The 20,044-nt window shown below is 68.0% G+C and carries 21 protein-coding genes and 1 pseudogene; 16 read left to right on the top strand and 6 right to left on the bottom strand.

Features of this window, described 5'->3' with window-relative positions; translation table 11 throughout:
• Positions 1–40 precede the first annotated feature (40 nt).
• Genes ABZ195_RS10900 through ABZ195_RS10890 form a run of 3 tightly spaced genes read left to right on the top strand, consistent with a single transcriptional unit; the run spans position 41 to position 3,432 of the window.
• Entirely contained in the window at positions 41–1,612 is a 1,572-nt protein-coding gene (locus tag ABZ195_RS10900; protein ID WP_355217871.1) for a circularly permuted type 2 ATP-grasp protein, read from the top strand.
• Positions 1,612–2,589: an alpha-E domain-containing protein gene (locus ABZ195_RS10895; protein ID WP_355217477.1), complete on the top strand. Its 978-nt coding sequence runs from the start codon at positions 1,612–1,614 to the stop codon at positions 2,587–2,589. Before ABZ195_RS10900 ends, ABZ195_RS10895 begins: the two co-directional genes overlap by 1 nt.
• Before the next feature lie 3 nt (positions 2,590–2,592).
• A complete protein-coding gene (locus ABZ195_RS10890; protein ID WP_355217476.1) occupies positions 2,593–3,432 on the top strand; it encodes a transglutaminase family protein in 840 nt (279 codons plus the stop codon).
• Here ABZ195_RS10890 and ABZ195_RS10885 read toward each other — a convergent pair.
• Positions 3,416–4,258: a ribonuclease Z gene (locus ABZ195_RS10885; protein WP_355217475.1), complete on the bottom strand. Its 843-nt coding sequence runs from the start codon at positions 4,256–4,258 to the stop codon at positions 3,416–3,418. The two genes, ABZ195_RS10890 and ABZ195_RS10885, sit on opposite strands and share 17 nt — an antisense overlap.
• A 236-nt stretch (positions 4,259–4,494) precedes the next feature.
• On the opposite strand from ABZ195_RS10885, the gene glnT reads away from it, so the two are divergent.
• From glnT to ABZ195_RS10860, 5 genes are all read left to right on the top strand, one after another.
• Entirely contained in the window at positions 4,495–5,853 is a 1,359-nt protein-coding gene (glnT, locus tag ABZ195_RS10880) for a type III glutamate--ammonia ligase (RefSeq protein ID WP_355217870.1), read from the top strand.
• Between the two features lie 4 nt (positions 5,854–5,857).
• A complete protein-coding gene (locus ABZ195_RS10875; protein WP_355217473.1) occupies positions 5,858–6,601 on the top strand; it encodes a creatininase family protein in 744 nt (247 codons plus the stop codon).
• Positions 6,602–6,603: 2 nt separating this feature from the next.
• A complete protein-coding gene (locus tag ABZ195_RS10870; protein WP_355217471.1) occupies positions 6,604–7,287 on the top strand; it encodes a helix-turn-helix domain-containing protein in 684 nt (227 codons plus the stop codon).
• A 112-nt stretch (positions 7,288–7,399) separates the two neighbouring features.
• Positions 7,400–7,828, top strand: coding sequence for a CBS domain-containing protein (locus ABZ195_RS10865; RefSeq protein ID WP_355217470.1), 429 nt, complete (start codon positions 7,400–7,402; stop codon positions 7,826–7,828).
• Positions 7,829–7,832: 4 nt separating this feature from the next.
• Positions 7,833–8,441, top strand: coding sequence for a GNAT family N-acetyltransferase (locus ABZ195_RS10860; RefSeq protein ID WP_355217468.1), 609 nt, complete (start codon positions 7,833–7,835; stop codon positions 8,439–8,441).
• On the opposite strand, the gene ABZ195_RS10855 is transcribed toward ABZ195_RS10860, so the two are convergent.
• On the bottom strand, positions 8,438–9,067 hold the full coding sequence (locus tag ABZ195_RS10855) for a type II toxin-antitoxin system PemK/MazF family toxin (protein WP_355217466.1): 630 nt from the start codon (positions 9,065–9,067) through the stop codon (positions 8,438–8,440). The genes ABZ195_RS10860 and ABZ195_RS10855 overlap by 4 nt on opposite strands.
• Positions 9,068–9,160: 93 nt before the next feature.
• Between ABZ195_RS10855 and lepA the strand changes: the two genes are divergently transcribed.
• From lepA to ABZ195_RS10840, 3 genes are read left to right on the top strand one after another with little or no spacing between them, the layout of a single operon-like run.
• Positions 9,161–11,020 carry a translation elongation factor 4 gene (gene lepA, locus ABZ195_RS10850; RefSeq protein WP_355217868.1) on the top strand — a complete coding sequence of 620 codons (1,860 nt, stop codon included), beginning with the start codon at positions 9,161–9,163 and terminating at the stop codon, positions 11,018–11,020.
• A gap of 5 nt (positions 11,021–11,025) precedes the next feature.
• Complete coding sequence (locus tag ABZ195_RS10845; protein ID WP_355217464.1) at positions 11,026–11,724, top strand: sensor domain-containing protein; 699 nt, start codon at positions 11,026–11,028, stop codon at positions 11,722–11,724.
• An 8-nt stretch (positions 11,725–11,732) separates the two neighbouring features.
• Positions 11,733–12,428 (top strand): sensor domain-containing protein, encoded by a 696-nt coding sequence (locus ABZ195_RS10840; protein ID WP_355217866.1) that lies wholly within the window; start codon positions 11,733–11,735, stop codon positions 12,426–12,428.
• A gap of 36 nt (positions 12,429–12,464) precedes the next feature.
• Here the strand turns inward: ABZ195_RS10840 and ABZ195_RS10835 are convergent, their stop codons facing one another.
• Together ABZ195_RS10835 and ABZ195_RS10830 are read right to left on the bottom strand one after the other, a co-directional pair.
• On the bottom strand, positions 12,465–12,653 hold the full coding sequence (locus tag ABZ195_RS10835) for a hypothetical protein (protein WP_355217462.1): 189 nt from the start codon (positions 12,651–12,653) through the stop codon (positions 12,465–12,467).
• A 255-nt stretch (positions 12,654–12,908) separates the two neighbouring features.
• A complete protein-coding gene (locus ABZ195_RS10830; RefSeq protein WP_355217460.1) occupies positions 12,909–13,130 on the bottom strand; it encodes a dodecin in 222 nt (73 codons plus the stop codon).
• A 341-nt stretch (positions 13,131–13,471) separates the two neighbouring features.
• Here ABZ195_RS10830 and ABZ195_RS10825 point away from each other — a divergent pair, with 341 nt between their 5' ends.
• Positions 13,472–14,902: an NtaA/DmoA family FMN-dependent monooxygenase gene (locus tag ABZ195_RS10825; RefSeq protein ID WP_355217458.1), complete on the top strand. Its 1,431-nt coding sequence runs from the start codon at positions 13,472–13,474 to the stop codon at positions 14,900–14,902.
• A 3-nt stretch (positions 14,903–14,905) separates the two neighbouring features.
• On the opposite strand, the gene ABZ195_RS10820 is transcribed toward ABZ195_RS10825, so the two are convergent.
• The gene (locus tag ABZ195_RS10820; protein WP_355217456.1) at positions 14,906–15,400 is read right to left on the bottom strand and encodes a GAF domain-containing protein; all 495 of its coding nucleotides are present in this window, start codon (positions 15,398–15,400) and stop codon (positions 14,906–14,908) included.
• Positions 15,401–15,445: 45 nt separating this feature from the next.
• Here ABZ195_RS10820 and ABZ195_RS10815 point away from each other — a divergent pair.
• Positions 15,446–16,708: pseudogene (locus ABZ195_RS10815) on the top strand (HNH endonuclease).
• 111 nt (positions 16,709–16,819) lie between these two features.
• Positions 16,820–17,470, top strand: coding sequence for a GPR1/FUN34/YaaH family transporter (locus ABZ195_RS10810; protein ID WP_355217454.1), 651 nt, complete (start codon positions 16,820–16,822; stop codon positions 17,468–17,470).
• 6 nt (positions 17,471–17,476) lie between these two features.
• On the opposite strand, the gene ABZ195_RS10805 is transcribed toward ABZ195_RS10810, so the two are convergent.
• Positions 17,477–19,501 (bottom strand): glycoside hydrolase family 15 protein, encoded by a 2,025-nt coding sequence (locus ABZ195_RS10805; protein ID WP_355217453.1) that lies wholly within the window; start codon positions 19,499–19,501, stop codon positions 17,477–17,479.
• 127 nt (positions 19,502–19,628) lie between these two features.
• Between ABZ195_RS10805 and ABZ195_RS10800 the strand changes: the two genes are divergently transcribed.
• On the top strand, positions 19,629–19,823 hold the full coding sequence (locus tag ABZ195_RS10800; RefSeq protein WP_355217452.1) for a hypothetical protein: 195 nt from the start codon (positions 19,629–19,631) through the stop codon (positions 19,821–19,823).
• A 117-nt stretch (positions 19,824–19,940) separates the two neighbouring features.
• Entirely contained in the window at positions 19,941–20,033 is a 93-nt protein-coding gene (locus tag ABZ195_RS10795; protein WP_355217450.1) for an Ms4533A family Cys-rich leader peptide, read from the top strand.
• The last annotated feature ends 11 nt before the right edge of the window (positions 20,034–20,044 follow it).

The following is a 20,044-nucleotide window of genomic DNA, read 5'->3' as shown; positions in this document are numbered from 1 at the left end:
CTACAACGACGTCGGCGACTACTCCAAGGCCTTCGACGAGATGTTCGACGCCCAGGGCAACGTCCGCGGGCCGTACAAGGGCATCTTCGCCGAGCTCGCGCCGTCGGACGCCTCCGAGCTGGCCGCCCGGTCCGAGGCGCTGGGACGCGCCTTCGTCGACCAGGGCATCACGTTCTCGCTGTCGGGTCAGGAACGGCCGTTCCCACTCGACCTGGTGCCGCGCGTCATCTCGGCGGCCGAGTGGTCGCGCCTGGAGCGCGGCATCAAGCAGCGCGTCAAGGCACTCGAGATGTTCCTCGACGACATCTACGGCGACCAGGAGATTCTGCGTGACGGCGTCATCCCGCGCCGGCTGATCACCTCCTGCGAGCACTTCCACCGCGAGGCGGCGGGCATCGTCCCGCCCAACGGCGTCCGCATCCACGTCGCCGGCATCGATCTGGTGCGCGACGGCCAGGGCACGTTCCGGGTGTTGGAGGACAACCTGCGGTCCCCGTCGGGCGTCTCCTACGTCATGGAGAACCGCCGCACCATGGCGCGGGTGTTCCCGAATCTGTTCGCCACCCACCGCGTGCGTGCGGTCGGCGACTACTCCTCGCACCTGCTGCGCGCGTTGCGCAACGCCGCCGCCTCCAACGAGGCCGATCCGACGGTCGTGGTGCTGACGCCAGGTGTCTACAACTCGGCGTACTTCGAGCACTCGCTGCTGGCGCGGCAGATGGGCGTCGAACTCGTCGAGGGCCGCGACCTGTTCTGCCGCGACAACACCGTCTACATGCGCACCACGGAGGGTGAACGTCAGGTCGACGTCATCTACCGCCGCATCGACGACGAGTACCTCGACCCCATGCACTTCAAGCCCGACTCGGTGCTCGGCGTCGCGGGCATCCTCAACGCCGCCCGCGCCGGCAACGTGGTGATCTCCAGCGCGGTCGGAAACGGCGTCGGCGACGACAAGCTGGTCTACTGCTACGTCCCGACGATCGTCGAGTACTACCTGGGCGAGAAGCTGTCACTGGCCAACGTCGACACCTTCAGGTGCTGGCTGGACGACGAGCGCGAGGAGGTGCTCGACCGCATCGACGAACTCGTCATCAAGCCCGTCGAGGGCTCGGGTGGCTACGGCATCGTCTTCGGTCCGAGCGCCAGCGAGAAGGAACTCGCGGCGATCACCAAGAAGGTCCGCTCCGATCCGCGTGGCTGGATCGCACAACCGGTCGTGCAACTGTCCACGGTGCCGACGCAGATCGACGACAGCCTGGCCCCACGCCACGTGGACCTGCGACCGTTCGCGGTCAACGACGGTGACGACGTGTGGGTGCTGCCCGGTGGCCTGACCCGTGTCGCGCTGCCCGAGGGATCGTTGGTGGTGAACTCCAGCCAGGGTGGTGGCTCCAAGGACACCTGGGTGTTGGCGTCGCGCACCTCGGTGGCCGACCGCGAACTCGCCGCGGCGGAAGTCGTTCGCGCGCTGCCGAAGCCGAAGCCGGCCAAGGAGCGCAACGGTGACGGGCCCACCCAGTCGCAGAAGCAGTCGCAGACGGCCGGACCCGTCGAGGGTCAGCAGGAACAACAGCAGCAACAACGACAGCAGCAGCAGGCGGTGAACTGATGCTGGCACGCAACGCGGAATCGCTGTACTGGATCGGCCGTTACGTCGAGCGGGCCGACGACACCGCGCGCATCCTCGACGTGACCGTGCACCAACTGCTGGAGGACTCCAGCGTCGACCCCGACCAGGCGTCGCGCACTCTGCTGAGGGTGCTGGGGATCAAGCCGCCGAAGACCGAGCTCGACCTGTGGTCGCTGACCGACCTCGTGGCATTCAGTCGCGACACCGAAGGTGGCTGCTCGATCGTCGACTCGATCTCCGCGGCTCGCGAAAACGCCCGCGGGGCACGGGAAGTCACCTCCACCGAGATCTGGGAGTGCCTCAACACCACCTACAACGCGCTACCGGAGCGCGAGCGCGCCGCCCGACGTCTCGGACCGCACGAATTCCTGTCCTACATCGAGGGCCGGGCGGCGCAGTTCGCCGGCCTGGCCGACTCGACGCTCTCGCGTGACGACGGCTACCGGTTCATGGTGCTGGGCCGGGCCATCGAGCGCGTCGACATGATCGTGCGGCTGCTGCTGTCGCGCGTCGGCGACAGCGCGTCCTCGCCGGCCTGGGTGACGGTACTGCGCTCGGCCGGTGCGCACGACACGTACCTGCGGACCTACCGCGGCGTTCTCGACGCCGGCCGGGTGGTCGAATTCATGATGCTCGACCGGCTGTTCCCCCGCTCGGTGATGTACTCGCTGCGCCTGGCCGAGCACAGCCTCGACGAGCTGCACCACCGCAGGCTCAACCGCGTCGGGGCGACCGCCGAGGCGCAGCGCCTCCTCGGCCGCGCCCGCAGCGAGCTGGAGTTCCTGAGATCCGGGGTGCTGCTGGAATCCCTCGACGAACGGCTCGGCGCCTTGCAGGTGACCTGCGCCGAAGTGGGAGAAGCCTTGGCGCAGGAGTACTTCTACTCGGCACCGTGGGTGGCCTGGACCGACGCCGGGCGCAACGGTTCGCTGGTCATCGAAGAGGGCGAGGTCTAGGACATGTGGCGCATGCGAGTCATCCACGCAACCGGCTACGCCTACAAGTCACCGGTCACCGCGTCGTTCAACGAAGCCCGCCTGACTCCGCGGTCGGACTCGCGGCAGAACGTCGTCCTCAACCGCATCGAGACGGTGCCCGCCACCCGGTCCTACCGCTACGTCGACTACTGGGGTACGGCGGTGACGGCGTTCGACCTGCACGCTCCGCATGCCGAACTCGAGGTGACCGCCTCCTCGGTGGTCGAGACCGACAAGGGCGAGGTGCCCGAGGAGCGGCTGTCGTGGGAGGACCTGGACTCGCCTGCGGTGAAGGACAAGTTCGACGAATACCTCAGCGCGTCGGAGTTCACCCCGTTCAGCAGGCGTCTGACGCGGGTCGGCGAGCGCATCGCGAAGTATCACGATCCACAGCAGGCGGTGATCGAGGCGGCGCAGTGGGTGCACACCGAGCTGGCCTACGTGCCGGGCACCACCGGGGTGCACTCCTCGGGTCTCGACGCGCTGCGGGAGGGCAAGGGCGTGTGCCAGGACTTCGCACACCTGACCCTGATCGTGTTGCGCAGCATGGGAATTCCGTCGCGGTACGTCTCGGGATATCTTCATCCCAACGCGAAGGCGAAGGTGGGCGACACCATCGACGGCCAGAGCCACGCCTGGATCCAGGCGTGGACGGGTGGGTGGTGGCACTACGACCCCACCAACGACAAGGAGATCAACGAGCAGTACATCAGCGTCGGGGTGGGCCGCGACTACCACGACGTGACGCCGCTCAAGGGCATCTACTCCGGTGAGGGGTCGACCGACCTCGACGTCATCGTCGAGATCACCCGGCTGGCCTAGCGACGACCTCCACGCGGTGTAGGTCGTCGCCGAGTTCGACGGTGCCGTCGAACTCGGCGGCCGCCCGCGCCCGCCACTGGTCTTCCTGACCGGCGGCCGGCGACGGAACGTAGTGCGTGAGGATGAGTGTGCCCACCCCGGCCCGCGCCGCGGTGGCGGCGGCCTGCTCCACCGAGGAGTGGTAGTCGAGGATGTCGAGCAGGCGCTGATTGGGTACGAGCTCTACCAGATCCTTGCGAATCGCGGTGTGCACCAGCGCATCTGCGCCGCTGCTCAAGGTGTCCAGGCTGGCGCACGGCACCGAGTCGCCGGCCACCACCACCGACGCGCCGTCGAATTCGATCCGGAAGCCGATGGTCGGTTCCACCGGACGGTGATCGGTCGCTCCCACCGACACGATGACGCCGTCGACGTCCCAGATGGTGCCCTCGGTCACTTCGTGGACCTCGACGGTCGGAGGCTCGGTGATGTCGGCGTGATGGCCGACGCGGTAGCCGATGTCCGGCGCGAGGGAGGCCAGGATGGCCTCGACGACGGCGGCCGTTCCGGGTGGGCCGAACACCGGCAGGGGGGTGCGGGTGAACGTCGAGATCCACCGCGTGGTGACGACGTCGGACAGATCGGTGATGTGATCGCTGTGCAGATGGGTCAGCAGCAACGCCGAGACGTCGGCGGCGCCGACGCCCACCGCCGCGGCGCGCATCAGGACTCCTCGGCCGCAGTCCACGAGTAGCGTCTGGCTCCCCGCCCGGATCAGCGTGGCCGGTCCGGCGCGGTGGGGGTCGACCATCGGACTGCCGGTGCCCAGCAGGGTTACCTCGATCATGCCGTCATATCTACCCGGTCAAGATCAACCGCGCGGCACATCGGCGGGAACGGCTTGGTGCCGTCTCCAAGCCCTCTCGATGACCTATTGATTCACCGTCGGTGGAAGCCTCCTGACGTGCGTTCCACCCGAACGAGGCAGGGAAGGAGTCTCCATACGTCATTTACGACGGCGAAACAGGTCGGCAACAGAGGGCACTTACCGTCCTGCTCGACCACCGGAAACCAGGAGGAATCATCGTCACCACGTTCACCGGACGGACCGCCGAGATCGCGGAGCGCCTCACCGCGGCCGGCGTGAAGTACGCGGCCATCAGTTTCGTCGACGTGCACGGCAAGCCCAAGGCGAAGATGGTGCCGCTCGGCCATCTCGAGCAGGCGTCGAAGGGATCGGAGATGTTCACCGGCGCCGCCCTCGACGGCGTGCCGCAGGACGTCAACGACGACGAGGTCGCACCGCATCCCGATCTCGACGCCGCCATCATCGCGCCGTTCAACCGCGAGATCGCCTGGTTCCCCGGCGATCTCTGGATCGGAGACACTCCGTTCGAGGCCTGCAGCCGCCAGATCCTCAAACGAGTCACCGCCGACGCCGAAACCCTCGGGTACACCTTCAACCTGGGCATCGAGACGGAGTTCTTCCTGCTCACCGACGATCGCGTCGGCGTGCCCCAGCCGGCGAGTCTCGACGACGACCTGGCCAAGCCGTGCTACGACCTGCGCACGATGCTGCACAACTACGGCGTGGTCGACGAGATCGTCTCCGCGATGAACGAACTCGGTTGGGACGTCTACTCGTTCGACCACGAGGACGGCAACGGGCAGTTCGAGACCGACTTCACCTACACCAACGCCGTCGCCATGGCCGACCGGCTGGTGTTCTTCCGCATGATGGTCGGCGAGATCGCCCGAAAGCACGGCCTGTTCGCGTCGTGGATGCCCAAGCCGTTCGCCGACCGCACGGGCAGCGGAGCGCACTACAACATGTCGCTGGCCGACTCGGCGGGGCTCAACCTGTTCGAGTCCGAGGACGATCCCCGCGGGTGCGGGCTGTCGACGCTGGGCTACCAGTTCACCGCGGGCGTGCTACGGCACGCGTCGGCGATCTGCGCGGTGATCGCACCGACGGTCAACAGCTACAAGCGACTCGTCAAGCAGGGCAGCATGTCCGGGCTCACGTGGGCGCCCATCTTCGCCTGCTACGGCGACAACAACCGAACCAACATGTTGCGCATCCCCCGCGGAGGTGGCCGGGTCGAGTGTCGCGCCGCCGACAGCGCGAGCAATCCCTACCTGGGCGCCGCACTGGTGCTCGCCGCCGGTCTGGAGGGCATTCGGGAGGGACTCGATCCCGGTGACCCCAACCGGGACAACCTCTACGACGCGTCGGAGGGTGACCTGGCCAAGCGCGGCATCGGCTGGCTGCCACGCTCGCTCGGTGAGGCCGTCGATGCGCTGGAGGCGGACCCGTTGGTGCGCAATGTGTTCGGTGAGGCCATGTTCGCCTCGTTCGTCAGCGAGAAGCGCGCCGAGTGGGACTCCTACACCGCGCACGTCTCGTCGTGGGAGACCGACCGCTACCTGAGGTTCTGGTGATCGGGTGAGCCATCGCTGGGAGGAGATGACCTCGGCCGAGCTCGCACGGCGCACGGCGGCCGACCCCGACTGCGTCGCGCTGATCCCCGTCGGAGCCACCGAGCAGCACGGACCGCATCTGCCGGTGGGGACCGACACGATCATCGCCACCGCGGTAGCCGATGCCGCCGCGGGTGATGTCGCCGTCGTCCTGCCTCCGATGGCGTTCGGTGCCAGCTTCTTTCACGGTACGACGATGGCGGGCACCGTCGCGGCGAGCGGCACGCAGACCGCGGCCGCCGCGCTGCGCGTCGCACGGGCGTGCGTGGCATCGGGATTCAGGCGAGTGCTATTCGTCAACGGGCACGTCGGCAACGCGGCGCCGCTGTGGATCGCCTGCGACGAGTTCAGGCGCGAGTTCCCCGACGGTCGCGTCGGCGTCATGCAGTGGTGGGAGCTGACCGCCGAGATCGCCCGGCACGCCACCTCCGACGCGGTGGACTGGCACGCCAACGCGGCCGAGACGTCGCTGATGCTGGCGTTGCGGCCCGATCTGGTCGACGTCGATGCGCTCGCCGGGGCCGACGACCCGGACCGCACCGCGGGCACCGTGTTTCGCTACGCACTCGACCAGGTCTCGACCAACGGCGTCACCGGGTTTCCGTCGCGCGCCTCGGTCGACTTCGGTGCGACGCTGTGGCGCGACGTGGTCGAGGCCGCCTCGGAGACGGTTCGGCGTGCGCACCGCGAGCGCGCGCCGTTGAGCTAGCCGTGTCGACGCCACGGCGCCGGGCGCCGCGCGCCGGCATCGTCGACGCGGCCACGAAGTTGTTCTCGGAGAAGGGTTATGCCCACACCACGATGAGTGACGTGGCCCGCGCCGCGGGGCTGCAACAGTCGTCGTTGTACTACTGGTTCCGCAACAAGGAGCAGCTGCTGCAGGAGACCCTCGCCGTCAACCGGGCGTCGCTGGACTTCGTCGCGCAAGTGGGTGCGGGGTCCGGCTCGCCGGCGGTCAAGCTGTACCGGTTGCTGCGATTCGACACGATGCAACTCGCGCTCTCGCCGATCGACTTCAACGAGATTCAGCGCATCGCCCACCGGCAGCGCGCCGACTTCCACCAGTTCTGGCGGGACTACGAACGTCTCACCCAGTGGGTGGTCGACCTGATCGGGGCGGGTGTGGGGGAGGGCAGATTCCTCGACTGCGACAGGGTGCAGACCGCGGAGCTGCTGTTGACCTTCGGCGAGGGTGCCCAGAAGCGCGTGCGGCTCACCGCCGAACCCGAGGACCGCGTCGCGGCGGCGGTCCGGGTGGGCGAGCAAGTCGCCACCCTTGCCCTTCGCGGCCTCCTCAAGCGCCCCGGCGAGATCGAACGGATCCGTGCCCAGGCGGCTGCGTTCGACGACGTCGCCGTTGCGGTGCAGGGGACACGATCCGACGACGAGGACTGACGGGTCATTCCCGGCCGGCCGACAGGAAGCTCGGGGCTCTGCGCACGGCGGCATTGTGTTCCGCCGTCGACCGGTTCTACCCTGATGTGATCTACGTCACGAGGGGGTAATCGTGCGGATCGCAGACGTGTTGCGCAACAAGGGTGCGGGTGTGCTGACCACCGCGCCGGACACCCTGGTCAGCGATCTGATCAGCGGCTTGGTGGGCCGCAACGTGGGCGCCATGGTGGTCGTCGGCCCCGACGGGGTGATCGGCATCGTGTCCGAACGCGACGTCGTGCGGATGCTGCACGAGCACGGCGCCGGCGCGCTGGGACGCCCCGTCGCCGACATCATGACCAGCGACGTCGTCACCTGTTCGCCCGAGGACACCGTGGACGGCCTCAGCGCCCTCATGACCAACCATCGGGTGCGGCACGTACCCGTCGTCGACGGCGGGCGACTGGCCGGCATCGTCAGCATCGGGGACGTGGTGAAGACCCGGATGGAGGAGTTGCAGGCCGAGCGCGAGCAGTTGGCGGCGTACATCACCCAGGGGTGAGACCATGAACGGCGTGCATGCGCGACCCGCGACCCGCGCCGACGTCAAGGCCCTCTCGAGAACCCTGGGTAGAGCGTTCGCCGACGATCCCGTCATGTGCTGGATGCTGCCCGACGCCGAACGCCGCACGCGCAAACTGCACTCCCTCTTCGCCGCGCTCACCCGTCACCACCATCTGGCCCGTGGCGGCGTCGAGGTGGTGACCGACGACCACGGCGGCATCGGCGGCGCGGCGCTGTGGGATCCGCCCGGTGCGTGGCGGCACACCCGCGGCGAGGAGTTACGGGCGATGCCGTCACTGATCTGGACGTTCGGCCGGTCCCTGCAACGTGGCGTCGTCGTCGAGGAGATGATGAAGCAGGCCCACCCCGAGGAGCCGCACTGGTACCTGGCGGTCATCGGGAGCGATCCGACCGTGCGCGGCAAGGGTTTCGGGCAGGTGCTCATGCAGTCGCGGCTCGACCGCGTCGACGCGGAGCATGCTCCTGCCTACCTGGAGTCCAGCAATCCGGACAACCTTCCGTACTACCAGCGCTTCGGCTTCGAGGTCACCGGCGAGATCAAGCTGCCTGGCGGCCCGGCATTGTGGCCCATGTGGCGGGCCGCCCGTTAGCGCCAGGAGTAGTCGGCGCGCAGCCGCGCCGCGACGATCTCGAAGGTCTCCCGTTCGAGGATCGCGCCCTCGCGTCGGATGCTCTCCTCGGGGACGTCGAGCACCCGGTCCAGCCGCACCCAGCTCGCACGGCCCTCGTGATCCCAGCTGCCGCTGCCGATGTGCACCCAGGACCGGTCGCCGGCGTGCCGTTCCTGGCTGGAGAGCATGAGCCCGAGCAGGGTCGTGCTGTCGCGGCCGACGACCAGGACGGGGCGGTCCTTGCCGCGGGAGGGGTCCTCCTCGTAGACGACCCACGTCCACACGATCTCGCCCGGATCGGCCTGACCGTCCAGATCGGGGGCGTACGCGATCCGGCGGGCCCTGCGATGGGTCGGCGCACTGTTCTTGGTGACCGGTCGACCGGCGGTGATCGCCTGCCGGGGATGCTGTTGCTGCTGCGAAGCGGCGATCACGCTGAGGCCGACGTCGATGCCCAGCCGGATGCCCTGGCCGAGGGTGCGCGGCACCATCTCGGGGTTCTGCAACTGCCGGATGATCTTCGGAGCCTCGCTGAACACCAATTTCTCGGTGGTCTTCACAATCCGCTGCCACGGACTCAACTGAGGAGCCATGGCGTCGAGCATAGGACGTCTCGCCCGGCGGCGATTGTGTCGATGAGGTGGCGGCTCGATATCCTGAACGAGCGCAGCGCCGCTGCCATCTAGCCCCACCAGGAGATTCCCATCAGCAGCTTCGCCGACAAGACGTTCACCGCGCCGGCTCGGATTCGGAATTTCTGCATCATCGCGCACATCGACCACGGCAAGTCGACGCTGGCCGACCGGATGCTCGGCATCACCGGCGTGGTCGCCGACCGTGACATGCGCGCGCAGTACCTCGACCGGATGGACATCGAGCGCGAGCGCGGCATCACCATCAAGGCCCAGAACGTGCGCCTGCCGTGGACGGTGACGACCGACGGCGTCGACGAGCAGTTCGTGCTGCACCTGATCGACACGCCCGGCCACGTCGACTTCACCTACGAGGTGTCGCGTGCGCTGGAGGCCTGCGAGGGTGCGGTGCTGCTGGTCGACGCCGCCCAGGGCATCGAGGCGCAAACGCTGGCCAACCTGTACCTGGCGCTGGACCGCGGTCTGACGATCATCCCGGTGCTCAACAAGATCGACCTGCCCGCCGCCGACCCCGACCGCTATGCCGGTGAGATCGCCCACATCATCGGCTGCGAGCCCGAGGAAGTGCTGCGAGTCTCGGGCAAGACGGGCGTCGGGGTCCGAGAGCTGCTCGACGCGGTGGTGCGCTTGGTGCCGGCGCCGGTCGGCGACCCGGACGCGCCCGCCCGGGCGATGATCTTCGACTCCGTCTACGACATCTACCGCGGCGTGGTGACCTACGTCCGCGTGGTCGACGGCAAGCTCAACCCGCGCGAGAAGATCAAGATGATGTCCACCGGCACCACGCACGAGCTGCTCGAGGTGGGCATCGTTTCTCCGGAGCCCAAGGCCACCGAGGGTCTCGGCGTCGGCGAGGTCGGCTACCTGATCACCGGTGTCAAGGACGTCCGGCAGTCGAAGGTCGGCGACACCGTCACCGTGGCCCGCAACGGCGCGACCGAGGCGCTGACGGGGTACCGGGAGCCGCGGCCGATGGTGTACTCGGGTCTCTATCCGGTGGACGGCTCGGACTATCCCAATCTGCGCGACGCCCTGGAACGCCTGCAGCTCAACGACGCCGCGCTGACGTGGGAGCCGGAGACCTCGGTGGCGCTGGGGTTCGGCTTCCGCTGTGGCTTCCTCGGGTTGCTGCACATGGAGATCACCCGCGAGCGTCTCGAGCGCGAGTTCGACCTCGACCTCATCTCCACCGCGCCCAACGTCGTCTACCGGGTGGTCAAGGACGACGGAACCGAGATCGTCGTCACCAACCCCTCGGACTGGCAGGAGGGCAAGGTGCGGTCGGTCTTCGAGCCAATCGTGAAGACCACGGTGATCGCGCCGAGCGAGTTCATCGGCACCATCATGGAGCTGTGCCAGGCACGCCGCGGCGAGCTTGGCGGCATGGACTACCTCTCACCCGAGCGCGTCGAGCTCCGCTACACGATGCCGTTGGGCGAGATCATCTTCGACTTCTTCGACTCGTTGAAGTCCCGCACGCGCGGGTACGCCAGCCTGGACTACGAGGAGGCCGGCGAGCAGGAGGCTGATCTGGTCAAGGTCGACATCCTCCTTCAGGGCGAGGCGGTGGACGCCTTCAGCGCGATCGTGCACAAGGACGGTGCGGCGGCCTACGGCAACAAGATGACCACCAAGCTCAAGGAACTGATTCCGCGTCAGCAGTTCGAGGTCCCGGTGCAGGCTGCCGTGGGGTCGAGAATCATTGCGCGCGAGAACATTCGGGCCATCCGCAAGGACGTCTTGAGCAAGTGCTACGGCGGTGACATCACCCGCAAGCGCAAGCTGCTCGAGAAGCAGAAGGAGGGCAAGAAGCGGATGAAGACCATCGGTCGGGTCGAGGTGCCGCAGGAGGCCTTCGTCGCCGCGCTGTCTGCCGACGCCGCCAGCGACAAGCCGAAGAAGTAACGCCGGTGCGGTGGCCGGCGGGCGCCGTGACGGTCGTCCTGCTGGTGGCCGGCTGCGCACAGACGGTGCCGGGGGTGCCCACGCCCGCAGCGTCGACGGTGAAGGTGCTGCCGACCGAGGGTGAGATCGGGTCCGATCTGCCGAACACGTTGAGCACCTTCGGTTTTCGCCCGTTCGTCGGTGGGGTCGAGATCCTGCCCGACGGATATCGCACCGAGGCGGACGCCTCGCCGATCGGCTGCGCGGCGGTCACCGACACCGCCCCGCGCATCGTCTACGAACCGCTGCCCGTGATCGAGGCCGCGCGGCAGAGCTACTTCAACTGGGACGAGGGCGCCGACGCCTCGGGTGCCGACGCCGCGGTGGTACGACTGTCCACCGCGACCGCGGCACGCGACGCGTTCGACGCGTTCACCCGGCAGTGGCGACAGTGCGCAGGCACCACGGTGGTCAAGCACGTGGGCGCGGCGGTCGTCGATGCGGTCGTCTCCGACGTCGACGACGAGGACGCGGTCGTCTCCGCGACGGTTCGCACCCGCCAGCGGCCGGGGGGAGCGCAGACGCGCTACGAGCGGGCGCTCGGCGTGCGGAATGCGACCCTCGTCGAGGTCTCGTTGGCGGTGACGCCCGACGGCGACCGTCAGCCGGATCCGCGGGCCTGGGCGGTGGACATCGCCAAGACGATGCTCGGCAAGTCAGAATGACGATCGTGATGCGGTGGGCTCGGCTGTGTGCGGTGCTGACCGTCGCCGCCGCGGCCGCCTCGGGGTGCGCGAGCACGGTCGAGGGCGTGGCGGTGCGCGACGCCGGTGCCAACCCGACCGACGTCCGTCCGCTGCGGGAGCCCCAGCTCGACGACGTGATGCTGAGTGTCGCCCAACTCAACGGGATAGCCGGGGCGACGCAGATGGAGGTGGTGCTCACCGGCGAGGAGATGTCGGACAACTCCGATGCGGTGTCTGATCCCGACTGCCTCGGTTCGATCTTCGGTGCCGAGGACCTGGTGTACCGGTCCAGCGGCTGGACCGCCGTGCGCGACCAGGTGGCGCGCGAACCCCGCGACGACAACGAGCACTGGATGGAGCAGACCGCGGTGCTCTACCCGACCGAACGGGCGGCCAGGGACTTCGTCGGCGCGTCCACGGCGGCCTGGCGGGGGTGCAGCGGATTCTCGGTGGCCGTCGACGACGAGGCGACCAGTTCGATATGGCTGATCGACGACGTGCGCGCAGATGGTGACGTCGTCACGCAGAAGGTCACGCAGGAGGACTCCGACGGGTGGGAGTGCCAACACGCGCTCTCGGCGGTCGCGAACCTCTCCGTCGAGACCATCGCCTGCGCCTTCGGCGTCAACGACGAGGCCGTGTCGATGGTCCGCGCGATGATCGCGAACGCAGCCCGGCTCTAGGCGCGGAAACGTCAGGGAGCCAAGGCGCTCAATCGGTTACCGGCGTCGTCGACGCAGTACGAGATGGGCGCGACCCAGCAGCGCGCGGGCGGAGACGAAGCGCAGACGCTCGTCGAGCAGACCGTCGAGCTGCCAGGTCGGAAACGACCACCCCTCGTCGCGTAGCGCCCCGCGTACCTCCGCCACGAGCGCCAGCTCGTCGTCGATCGACTTCAGGTCGCGCATCGCACCAAGTTAGGACTGGAAGGTGGGCGCCGCGACGATTACGTCCGACGTGATTCTTATCCCTGCTGCTCAGCGGGGCAGGCGTTCGCCGGCTTTCGACGGCAACCTCCAGCCGGTTGACCGCCGGCGCTACCGGGCGCGCCCTCCGCCGGCTCGAGACGGTCGACTCCTGCGACGCCCTCTACGAGCAGACCGGGTCACCGAAGTACCGCTCGCGTTCGGCGTGCCACTGCGCCCACTCCGTCTCGGTCGTGGTCATCCCTCGGCGCCCTCTTCGAGCCGGAATCCGACCTTCAGGGTGACCTGGAAGTGGGCCACCTGACCGTCCTCGAGTTCGCCGCGCACCGACTGCACTTCGAACCAGTCGAGTCCGCGCAGCGTCTTGGCCGCCCGGCTCACCCCGTTGCGGATGGCGGCGTCCACTCCCTCGGGTGAGGTGCCGACGATCTCGACGATTCGGTAGGTGTGCTCGCTCATGGTGTCTCCTTCACTGCGTCGTGTCCGTCGAGTCAACCCCATTCAGAATGCCCTGTACAGCTTCGGACCATCGTGATCGAAACGCCAGCGGGGCAGTCTCCGTCGTCAAAGGCATTGTGGCGCAACGCCTTGAATGTCCAGGACCGAATCACATGACCGTGGGTAGGCCGTGATTCGCGACGTGGCTCCAACTAGCCTGCCTTCATGACCGAGGTGGGGCGTACGGGGCAGACCGCATGGCACGACTGGTGGCCCTGGATCGTGTTCGCCCTGGGCGTCGCCGTCGTCACGGTCGGCGGCATCCTCTTCAGTCCGTAAACGTCGCAGCGACATAGGAGATCATGCCCAAGCCAGCCGAGGATCGTCCGCTCTTCTTCTCCGCCTTCGTGATGAACACCCCGTCCCACGTGATCCACGGACTGTGGCGTGACCCTGCGGCGGCCAACCACGAGATCAACTCCCTGGACCACTGGGTCGACCTGGCGCGGTACCTCGACGACGCCGGTTACGACCTGATGTTCTTCGCCGACGTCAGCGGGCTGCGATCACCCTGGAACGGCTCCTATGAACTGGTCGCGCGCGAGGGCATGCAGATCCCGACGAACGACCCCTCGGTACTGATCTCCGCACTCGCCACGGCGACGAAGAACCTGGGGCTGGTCTACACCAGTTCGATCGCGCAGAGCCTGCCGTTCGACTTCGCCCGCCGCATCTCGACCTTGGACCACTACACCCGCGGTCGCGTGGGCTGGAACATCGTGACGAGCTTCTCCGACAACACCTATCGCAATTACGGTCACGACAAGCTGGTCGAACACGACCTCCGCTACGAGATCGCCGAGGAGTACGTCGACGTCCTCTACAAATTGTGGGAGGGCTCGTGGGACGAGGACGCCCTGCGCGCCGACAAGCAGGCCGGCGTTCACGCCGACGCGACGAAGATCCACAAGATCAACCATGTCGGTGAACACTTCTCGGTCGAGGGGCCGCACTTCGTGACACCGTCACCGCAGCGCGTTCCCGTGCTCTTCCAAGCGGGCGCATCTCCGGTGGGACAGCGCTTCTCGGCCCGCAACGCCGAGGGGGTCTTCATCTCCAGCCCGGATCCTCAGTCGGCCCGCGGCCTCATCGAGGAGACGCGAGCGCTGGCAGCGGATTTCGGGCGCGACCCGTATGACGTGAAGTTCTTCCAGGGCCTGTCGCTGGTCGTCGGCCGCACGTCGGAGCAGGCCAGGGAGAAGGAAGCGCGGATCGAGGAGTTGTCGAGCGTCGAGGGCGTGCTGTGCCACATCCTCGGTGACGCCGGCATCGACGCGGGAGCGCTGCCCTTGGACACGCCACTGTCGGTTCTCGGTGAGTTTCGTGGCGTTCAGGGTTGGGTCCGTTGGGCCAGGGAAGCTGCCGGGGGCGCCGAACCCACCATCAACGATCTGGGCCGCGCCTTCGAACGCAGCAGCCGCATCGTCGGTTCGCCAAGCGAGGTGGCCGACAAGCTCGAGGAGTGGCGCGACGCCGGCATCGACGGGGTCAACGTGTTCCATGCCGTCCGGCCCGGCACCTTCTCCGACATCGCCGAACTGCTGTTCCCCGAGTTGCGCAAGCGCGGGCTGCTTGGCGAAGGCAAGTCGGGAACATTGCGGCACAAGCTCTCCCGAGGCGGCTCCGACCGGCTGCCCGCCAGCCACCCAGCGGCGAAGCACCGCGGGGCGTTCACCGGCAACTCGTTGGCCGACAAGGTCTCCGAGCCGCTCTCGGTGCCCGCTGCGGTCTGACGACTAACGCAGGGCGGTGCCGTCCTTGCCGACGATCGACTCCACCGCGCCGCGCAGCCTCTCCAGCTCGCCGCGTTGCTCCTCGGTGTAGTCGCGCGCCTCGTCGTCCAGCACGCACACCGTGCCGACGACCTTGCCATCCGAGTCGTGAACGGCCAGTCCCAGATAATTGTGCAGGCCGAACTCCTTCTCGTCCTCGTTGCCCGCGAAGGTCTCGTCGGCGCGGGAGTCCCGGACGAAGAGGTCGGCGTCGGTGTCAACGATGCGCTCGCAGTACAGCGGTACGCGGCTGGCGTCGTCACCGGCCTTCTTGCCTGCGGCCCCGACGGTGTAGTGCTTGGTGGCCTCGCCTGCGGTGGCCGCCACGACCATGGAGTCGGGTTCGGAGCGCATCACCAGAACGGACTTCACCCCGAGTCGTTCGGCCACCCTCTCCAGTTCTGGGGACAGCGCGGCGAGGCCGTCGGTGGTGTCGGTGCGATGGGGTTCGGAGGTCATGAATAGATGATGCCCTTGTCGGTGCACAGGTGTACTGTCGAACACATGTTCGATAGCGTTGACGAGGCGCGCTTGGTGGACCGCATCTCCGCACTCGAGCGCGCCAAGTCCGCGGCCGCCGCCGAGCAAGCAGTCCTCACCGCCACCCTGGATTAGGCCCGCCGGGCCCGGGAAGCGGCCGCCGGAATTCCGGCCGCAAAACGCGGCAAGGGCCTGGGCAGCGAGATCGCCCTGGCCCGCCGTGAATCCCCCAACCAAGGAGGCCGCCACCTCGGGTTCGCCCGCGCCCTGGTCCACGAAATGCCCCACACCCTGGCCGCCCTCGCCGCCGGGGCGTTGTCGGAGTGGCGGGCCACCCTCATCGTGCGCGAATCGGCCTGCCTCGACGTCACCGACCGCCGAATCCTCGATGCCCGGATGTGTGCGGACCGAGAGAGTTTGGACGGCAAGGGTGATCAGCGGATCACCGCGGACGCCAAGGCCATCGCCTACGAACTCGATCCGCATGCCGTCGTGGACCGGGCCGTGCGCGCCGAGGGCGAACGCTCGGTCTGGGTCCGACCTGCACCGGATGCCATGACCTATGTGACCGCACTGCTCCCCATGACCCAGGGTGTCGCGGTGTACGCCGCACTGCGCAGGGAAACCGACACGTGCGGAGACGGGCGCTCCCGCGGCCAGGTCATGGCCGACACCCTGGTCGAACGCGTCACCGGCCGCCCCGCCGCGGTGCCCGTTCCGATCGCGGTCGAGGTGGTGATCACCGACGAGACTCTGCTCGGCGTGGACACCACACCCGCCCGCGTACCCGGCTACGGACCCATCCCCGCCGCGGTCGCCTGCCGGCTCGTCGACCGTGCCGCCACCGACCCACGCTCGGCGGCGACGCTGCGGCGGCTCTACCGCCATCCCGCTTCCGGGGCGCTGGTGGCGATGGAATCTCGGGCCCGGCTGTTCCCGAAGGGGTTGGCGCGGTTCATCGCCGTCCGGGACGACACCTGCCGCACGCCGTACTGCGACGCCCCGATCCGGCACACCGACCACGCCCAGCCCCACGCCCGCGGCGGACCGACCACCGCGGTCAACGGCCTCGGCGACTGCGAAGCCTGCAACCACGCCAAGGAAGCACCCGGCTGGGTGGTGAGCACCAGCCTCGACCAGGACGGTCACCACGCGGCAGAATTCACCACCCCCACCGGCGCCCGCCACCACACCCAAGCCCCACCACTACCCGGCCGCACCACCCACCACCGAAGCGACGTCGAGATCGCCTTCGCCGACCACCTCGCCTGGCACGACGCCGCCTGATTACTTCCCGCTGATCGCAACCGTCGGTCCGGCGACGACGTCGCCCTATGTTTCAGGAACGTTGCAGTGTCAAAGACACTGCGCTGAGCCACTTCTGAGATGAGGGAATCGATGACCGACCTTGCCACCAGGGAGCCGCTGACACCGGCGGCCGCCGTCTCGACCGTCGACGTCTCGCCGCCCGTTGCACCGGTGCGGGAGGGCAACCCGGGACTGCTGGCGCTGCCACTCGTCATCGCCGGAGGCTTCGGACTGGGCTTCACCAACACCGGCATCGTCGACGTGGCCGCGGCTGCGGTGCCAATCCTGTTGTCGGCTACCTCGATCGGCCTTCTCCTGGCCACGGTGTGGGCGGCGGCGCTGGGTCAGAACGTCAACGCCACGGTCTACGGGGTGTTCTTCGGCTTCTACGCCAGCTATGCGGCGCTGTCCCTGGGACTCACCCACGACTGGTTCGGCATCAGCGCTGCCGACGCGGGACCGACGACCGCCCTGTGGCTGGGCAGCTGGCTGCTGACCATCGGTCTGCTGACGGTGTTGGTGCTCCGGCTGCCGTGGACCTATCCGCTGCTCCTGGGGATCGTCGACGTCGCACTGGTGTCGTTGCTGATCGGAAACCTGACCGGCAGCGCCGCGGCCACTCATGCCGGCGGGTGGTTCGTCTTCGCGTTCGTCGCCCTGGTGGCCTACTACTACGTGGCCGCGCTGTGGGAGGAGACCGGCGGTCGCGCGTTGCCTCTGGGCCGGCCGCTCGTCGGCTGAGTCACCTCACATGGGTGCGTTGGCCGGCTGGAAGACGCCCGTGCTGTCGGCCTCCTCCTCGGCGCGGATCACGTGCACCACGGCGTTGATCAGCGCCAGGTGGGTGAACGCCTGCGGGAAGTTGCCAAGGTGACGACCCGTCCGCGGCTCGATCTCCTCGGCGTAGAGATGTAGCGCGCTCGCGAACGACAACAGTCGCTCGCACAGGTGCTTGGCCCGGCTGATCTCGCCGATCTCCACCAGTGCCGAGACCAGCCAGAACGAACAGATCGTGAACGAGCCCTCCTCGCCGGAGAGGCCGTCGTCGGTCTCCTCGGTGCGGTAGCGCAGGACGAGGCCGTCTTCGGTGAGCTCGTCGGCGATGGCCAGCACCGTGGCGCGCACCCTCGGATCGTCGGACGGCAGGAACCGCACCAACGGCACCAGGAGGAGCGACGCATCCAGTGCGTCGTGGCCGTAGCGCTGCGTCAGCGCTCCCCGGTGGTCCACGCCGTGGGCCAGGATGTCGGCTTTGATGTCCTCGGCGATCGCGCGCCACTGCTGCGCGTAGCTCTTCTCGCCCTGCAGGTCGGCCAGCTTGGAACCGCGATCCAGCGCCACCCAGCACATCACCTTGCTGGAGGTGAAGTGCTGCGGCTCACCGCGCACCTCCCAAATTCCGCGATCGGGTTCACGCCAGTGCTTGATGGCCTCCTCGACCTGAAGCTTCAACACCGGCCACAACGTCTCCGGAATCTGCTCGCGCGACTTGGCGTGCAGATACACCGAATCCAGCATCGACCCCCAAATGTCGTGCTGCATCTGGTCATAGGCGCCGTTGCCGATGCGCACCGGACGCGAGTTGTCGTACCCGGACAGGTGGTTCAGCTCGTCTTCGATGAGGCTGCGCTCGCCCCCGACGCCGTACATCACCTGAAGCGGATGGCGCTCACCGTTGTTCGCCCCCGACACATCGGCGATGAACGAGAAGAAGTCGTCGGCCTCCCGGTCCAGCCCCAGGGTGTAGAGGCCCCACAAAGCGAACGTCGAATCCCTGATCCACGAGTACCGGTAGTCCCAGTTGCGCTCGCCCTGAGGCGTTTCCGGCAACGACGTCGTGCTCGCGGCCAACAGGGCCCCGGTGGGGGAGTAGGTCAACCCCTTGAGCGTCAACGCGCTGCGCTGAAGGTAGGACCGCCACGGATGATCCGGGAAGTCGCCGATGTTGATCCACTGTCGCCACGACTCACTGGTCTTCCACATCTTGTCCGAGGCCTCCTCGAACGTCTGCGGCGCCGGGTGGCCGGACCAGCTCAACGCCACGAACACGTTGTCGCCCTCGGTGAGTCGCGTGCGAGCGCGCGCCTCGTGACCCTCCAGGCCGATGCGGAGGTTGGTGGTCAACCGCAGCGTCGGATGGGCCTCCGGATTCTTGCTCGCCCGCGCGATCGCCTCGCCGTAGGCCTGCGCCGAGTACTCCCAGGTCGCCGGCTCCCGGTGGTAGTCGAACGCCGGCTCGCAGCTCATCACCAGCTCCACCACACCGCTGACGCATCGGACGGTGCGCAGCAGGATGTGTTCGGCGTCCCAATCCATCGGGGTGCGGCGGTGGGTGCGCGAGCGGGTGTCGAGGTCGTGCCACGGACCCATCACCAATGCGTCGCGCACGATCAGCCAGCCGGTGTGGGTCTGCCACGTGGTCTCCATGATGAGGCTGCCCGGCAGGTAGCGCCGCGCCGACGGCACCGTCACCCCGTACGGCGCCAGGCGGAAGTGACCAGCGCCGCGGTCGAGTATCGCGCCGAACACGCTCGGCGAATCCGGCCGCGGCACGCACAACCACTCGACCGAGCCGGCCGAGGAGATCAGGCACGTGTTCTCGCAGTCGGACAGGAAGCCGTAGTCCGCGATCGGCGGGAACGGGTTTCGCAACGGTCCGCTCGGGGCGTAGGGCACGGGTGCGGTCACCGTGTACGGCGCCTCCGGCACGTGGTCGGCCTCGTCGGACGAACCGTCGCCACTGCCGTTGGACCCAGCTTGCTGCAGAACCATCCCGACATCATCGACCGGCCGGGCCTCCGGCGTCTACTCGTGCGCGTTCGGCCGTCTGGCGTGTCCAGGCGCGCGCTCGGCATCACCCTCCGGGCCGTTGACAGCACGTGATCGTAGGGTGGAGCGGGTGACGGGCATCCTGAGTTGGTGGGACGGGGTCGAACTGTGGCTGTCCGGCCTCGGGTTCGTCGTCCAGACGATCGTGGTGATGCCCGTGGTGCTGGTGCTGGCGTACCTGGTCGCGGTGCTGCTCGACGGCGCGCTCGGCAACGGCATCCGGCTGCTGCAGCGCACCAAGCACGTCGACGAGGATCCGTCGTGACCGGCATGCCGCGCTCCAGGGTGACGTTGGTGCTGGTGGCGCTGGTGTTGCTCGTCGTCGTGATGTGGTTGTTCGCCAGGTAACGGCACGTCGATTCGTTCTGCTACGCTTCGCGCCATGCACGCACTGTCCAGCAACGACGAGAGCCATGTCCTGGCCCTCATCGCCGTGGGCAACTGCGCTGTGGCCGATGTGCACTGTTGTCGCTGACCCCCATTCCG

The sequence above is a fragment of the Mycobacterium sp. NPDC006124 genome (assembly GCF_040614235.1).
Lineage (GTDB): Bacteria > Actinomycetota > Actinomycetes > Mycobacteriales > Mycobacteriaceae > Mycobacterium.
This window is presented reverse-complemented; position numbering and strand designations above follow the sequence as displayed.

Bases quoted from the DNA above. Each gene is read 5' to 3' on its own strand.
- ABZ195_RS10900 (WP_355217871.1), top strand. From the start codon at position 41: ATGTTCGACGCCCAGGGCAACGTCCGCGGGCCGTACAAGGGCATCTTC.
- ABZ195_RS10895 (WP_355217477.1), top strand. From the start codon at position 1,612: ATGCTGGCACGCAACGCGGAATCGCTGTACTGGATCGGCCGTTACGTC.
- ABZ195_RS10890 (WP_355217476.1), top strand. From the start codon at position 2,593: ATGTGGCGCATGCGAGTCATCCACGCAACCGGCTACGCCTACAAGTCA.
- ABZ195_RS10885 (WP_355217475.1), bottom strand. From the start codon at position 4,258: ATGATCGAGGTAACCCTGCTGGGCACCGGCAGTCCGATGGTCGACCCC.
- ABZ195_RS10860 (WP_355217468.1), top strand. From the start codon at position 7,833: ATGAACGGCGTGCATGCGCGACCCGCGACCCGCGCCGACGTCAAGGCC.
- ABZ195_RS10855 (WP_355217466.1), bottom strand. From the start codon at position 9,067: ATGCTCGACGCCATGGCTCCTCAGTTGAGTCCGTGGCAGCGGATTGTG.
- ABZ195_RS10840 (WP_355217866.1), top strand. From the start codon at position 11,733: ATGCGGTGGGCTCGGCTGTGTGCGGTGCTGACCGTCGCCGCCGCGGCC.
- ABZ195_RS10835 (WP_355217462.1), bottom strand. From the start codon at position 12,653: ATGCGCGACCTGAAGTCGATCGACGACGAGCTGGCGCTCGTGGCGGAG.
- ABZ195_RS10830 (WP_355217460.1), bottom strand. From the start codon at position 13,130: ATGAGCGAGCACACCTACCGAATCGTCGAGATCGTCGGCACCTCACCC.
- ABZ195_RS10825 (WP_355217458.1), top strand. From the start codon at position 13,472: ATGCCCAAGCCAGCCGAGGATCGTCCGCTCTTCTTCTCCGCCTTCGTG.
- ABZ195_RS10820 (WP_355217456.1), bottom strand. From the start codon at position 15,400: ATGACCTCCGAACCCCATCGCACCGACACCACCGACGGCCTCGCCGCG.
- ABZ195_RS10810 (WP_355217454.1), top strand. From the start codon at position 16,820: ATGACCGACCTTGCCACCAGGGAGCCGCTGACACCGGCGGCCGCCGTC.
- ABZ195_RS10805 (WP_355217453.1), bottom strand. From the start codon at position 19,501: ATGGTTCTGCAGCAAGCTGGGTCCAACGGCAGTGGCGACGGTTCGTCC.
- ABZ195_RS10795 (WP_355217450.1), top strand. From the start codon at position 19,941: ATGCACGCACTGTCCAGCAACGACGAGAGCCATGTCCTGGCCCTCATC.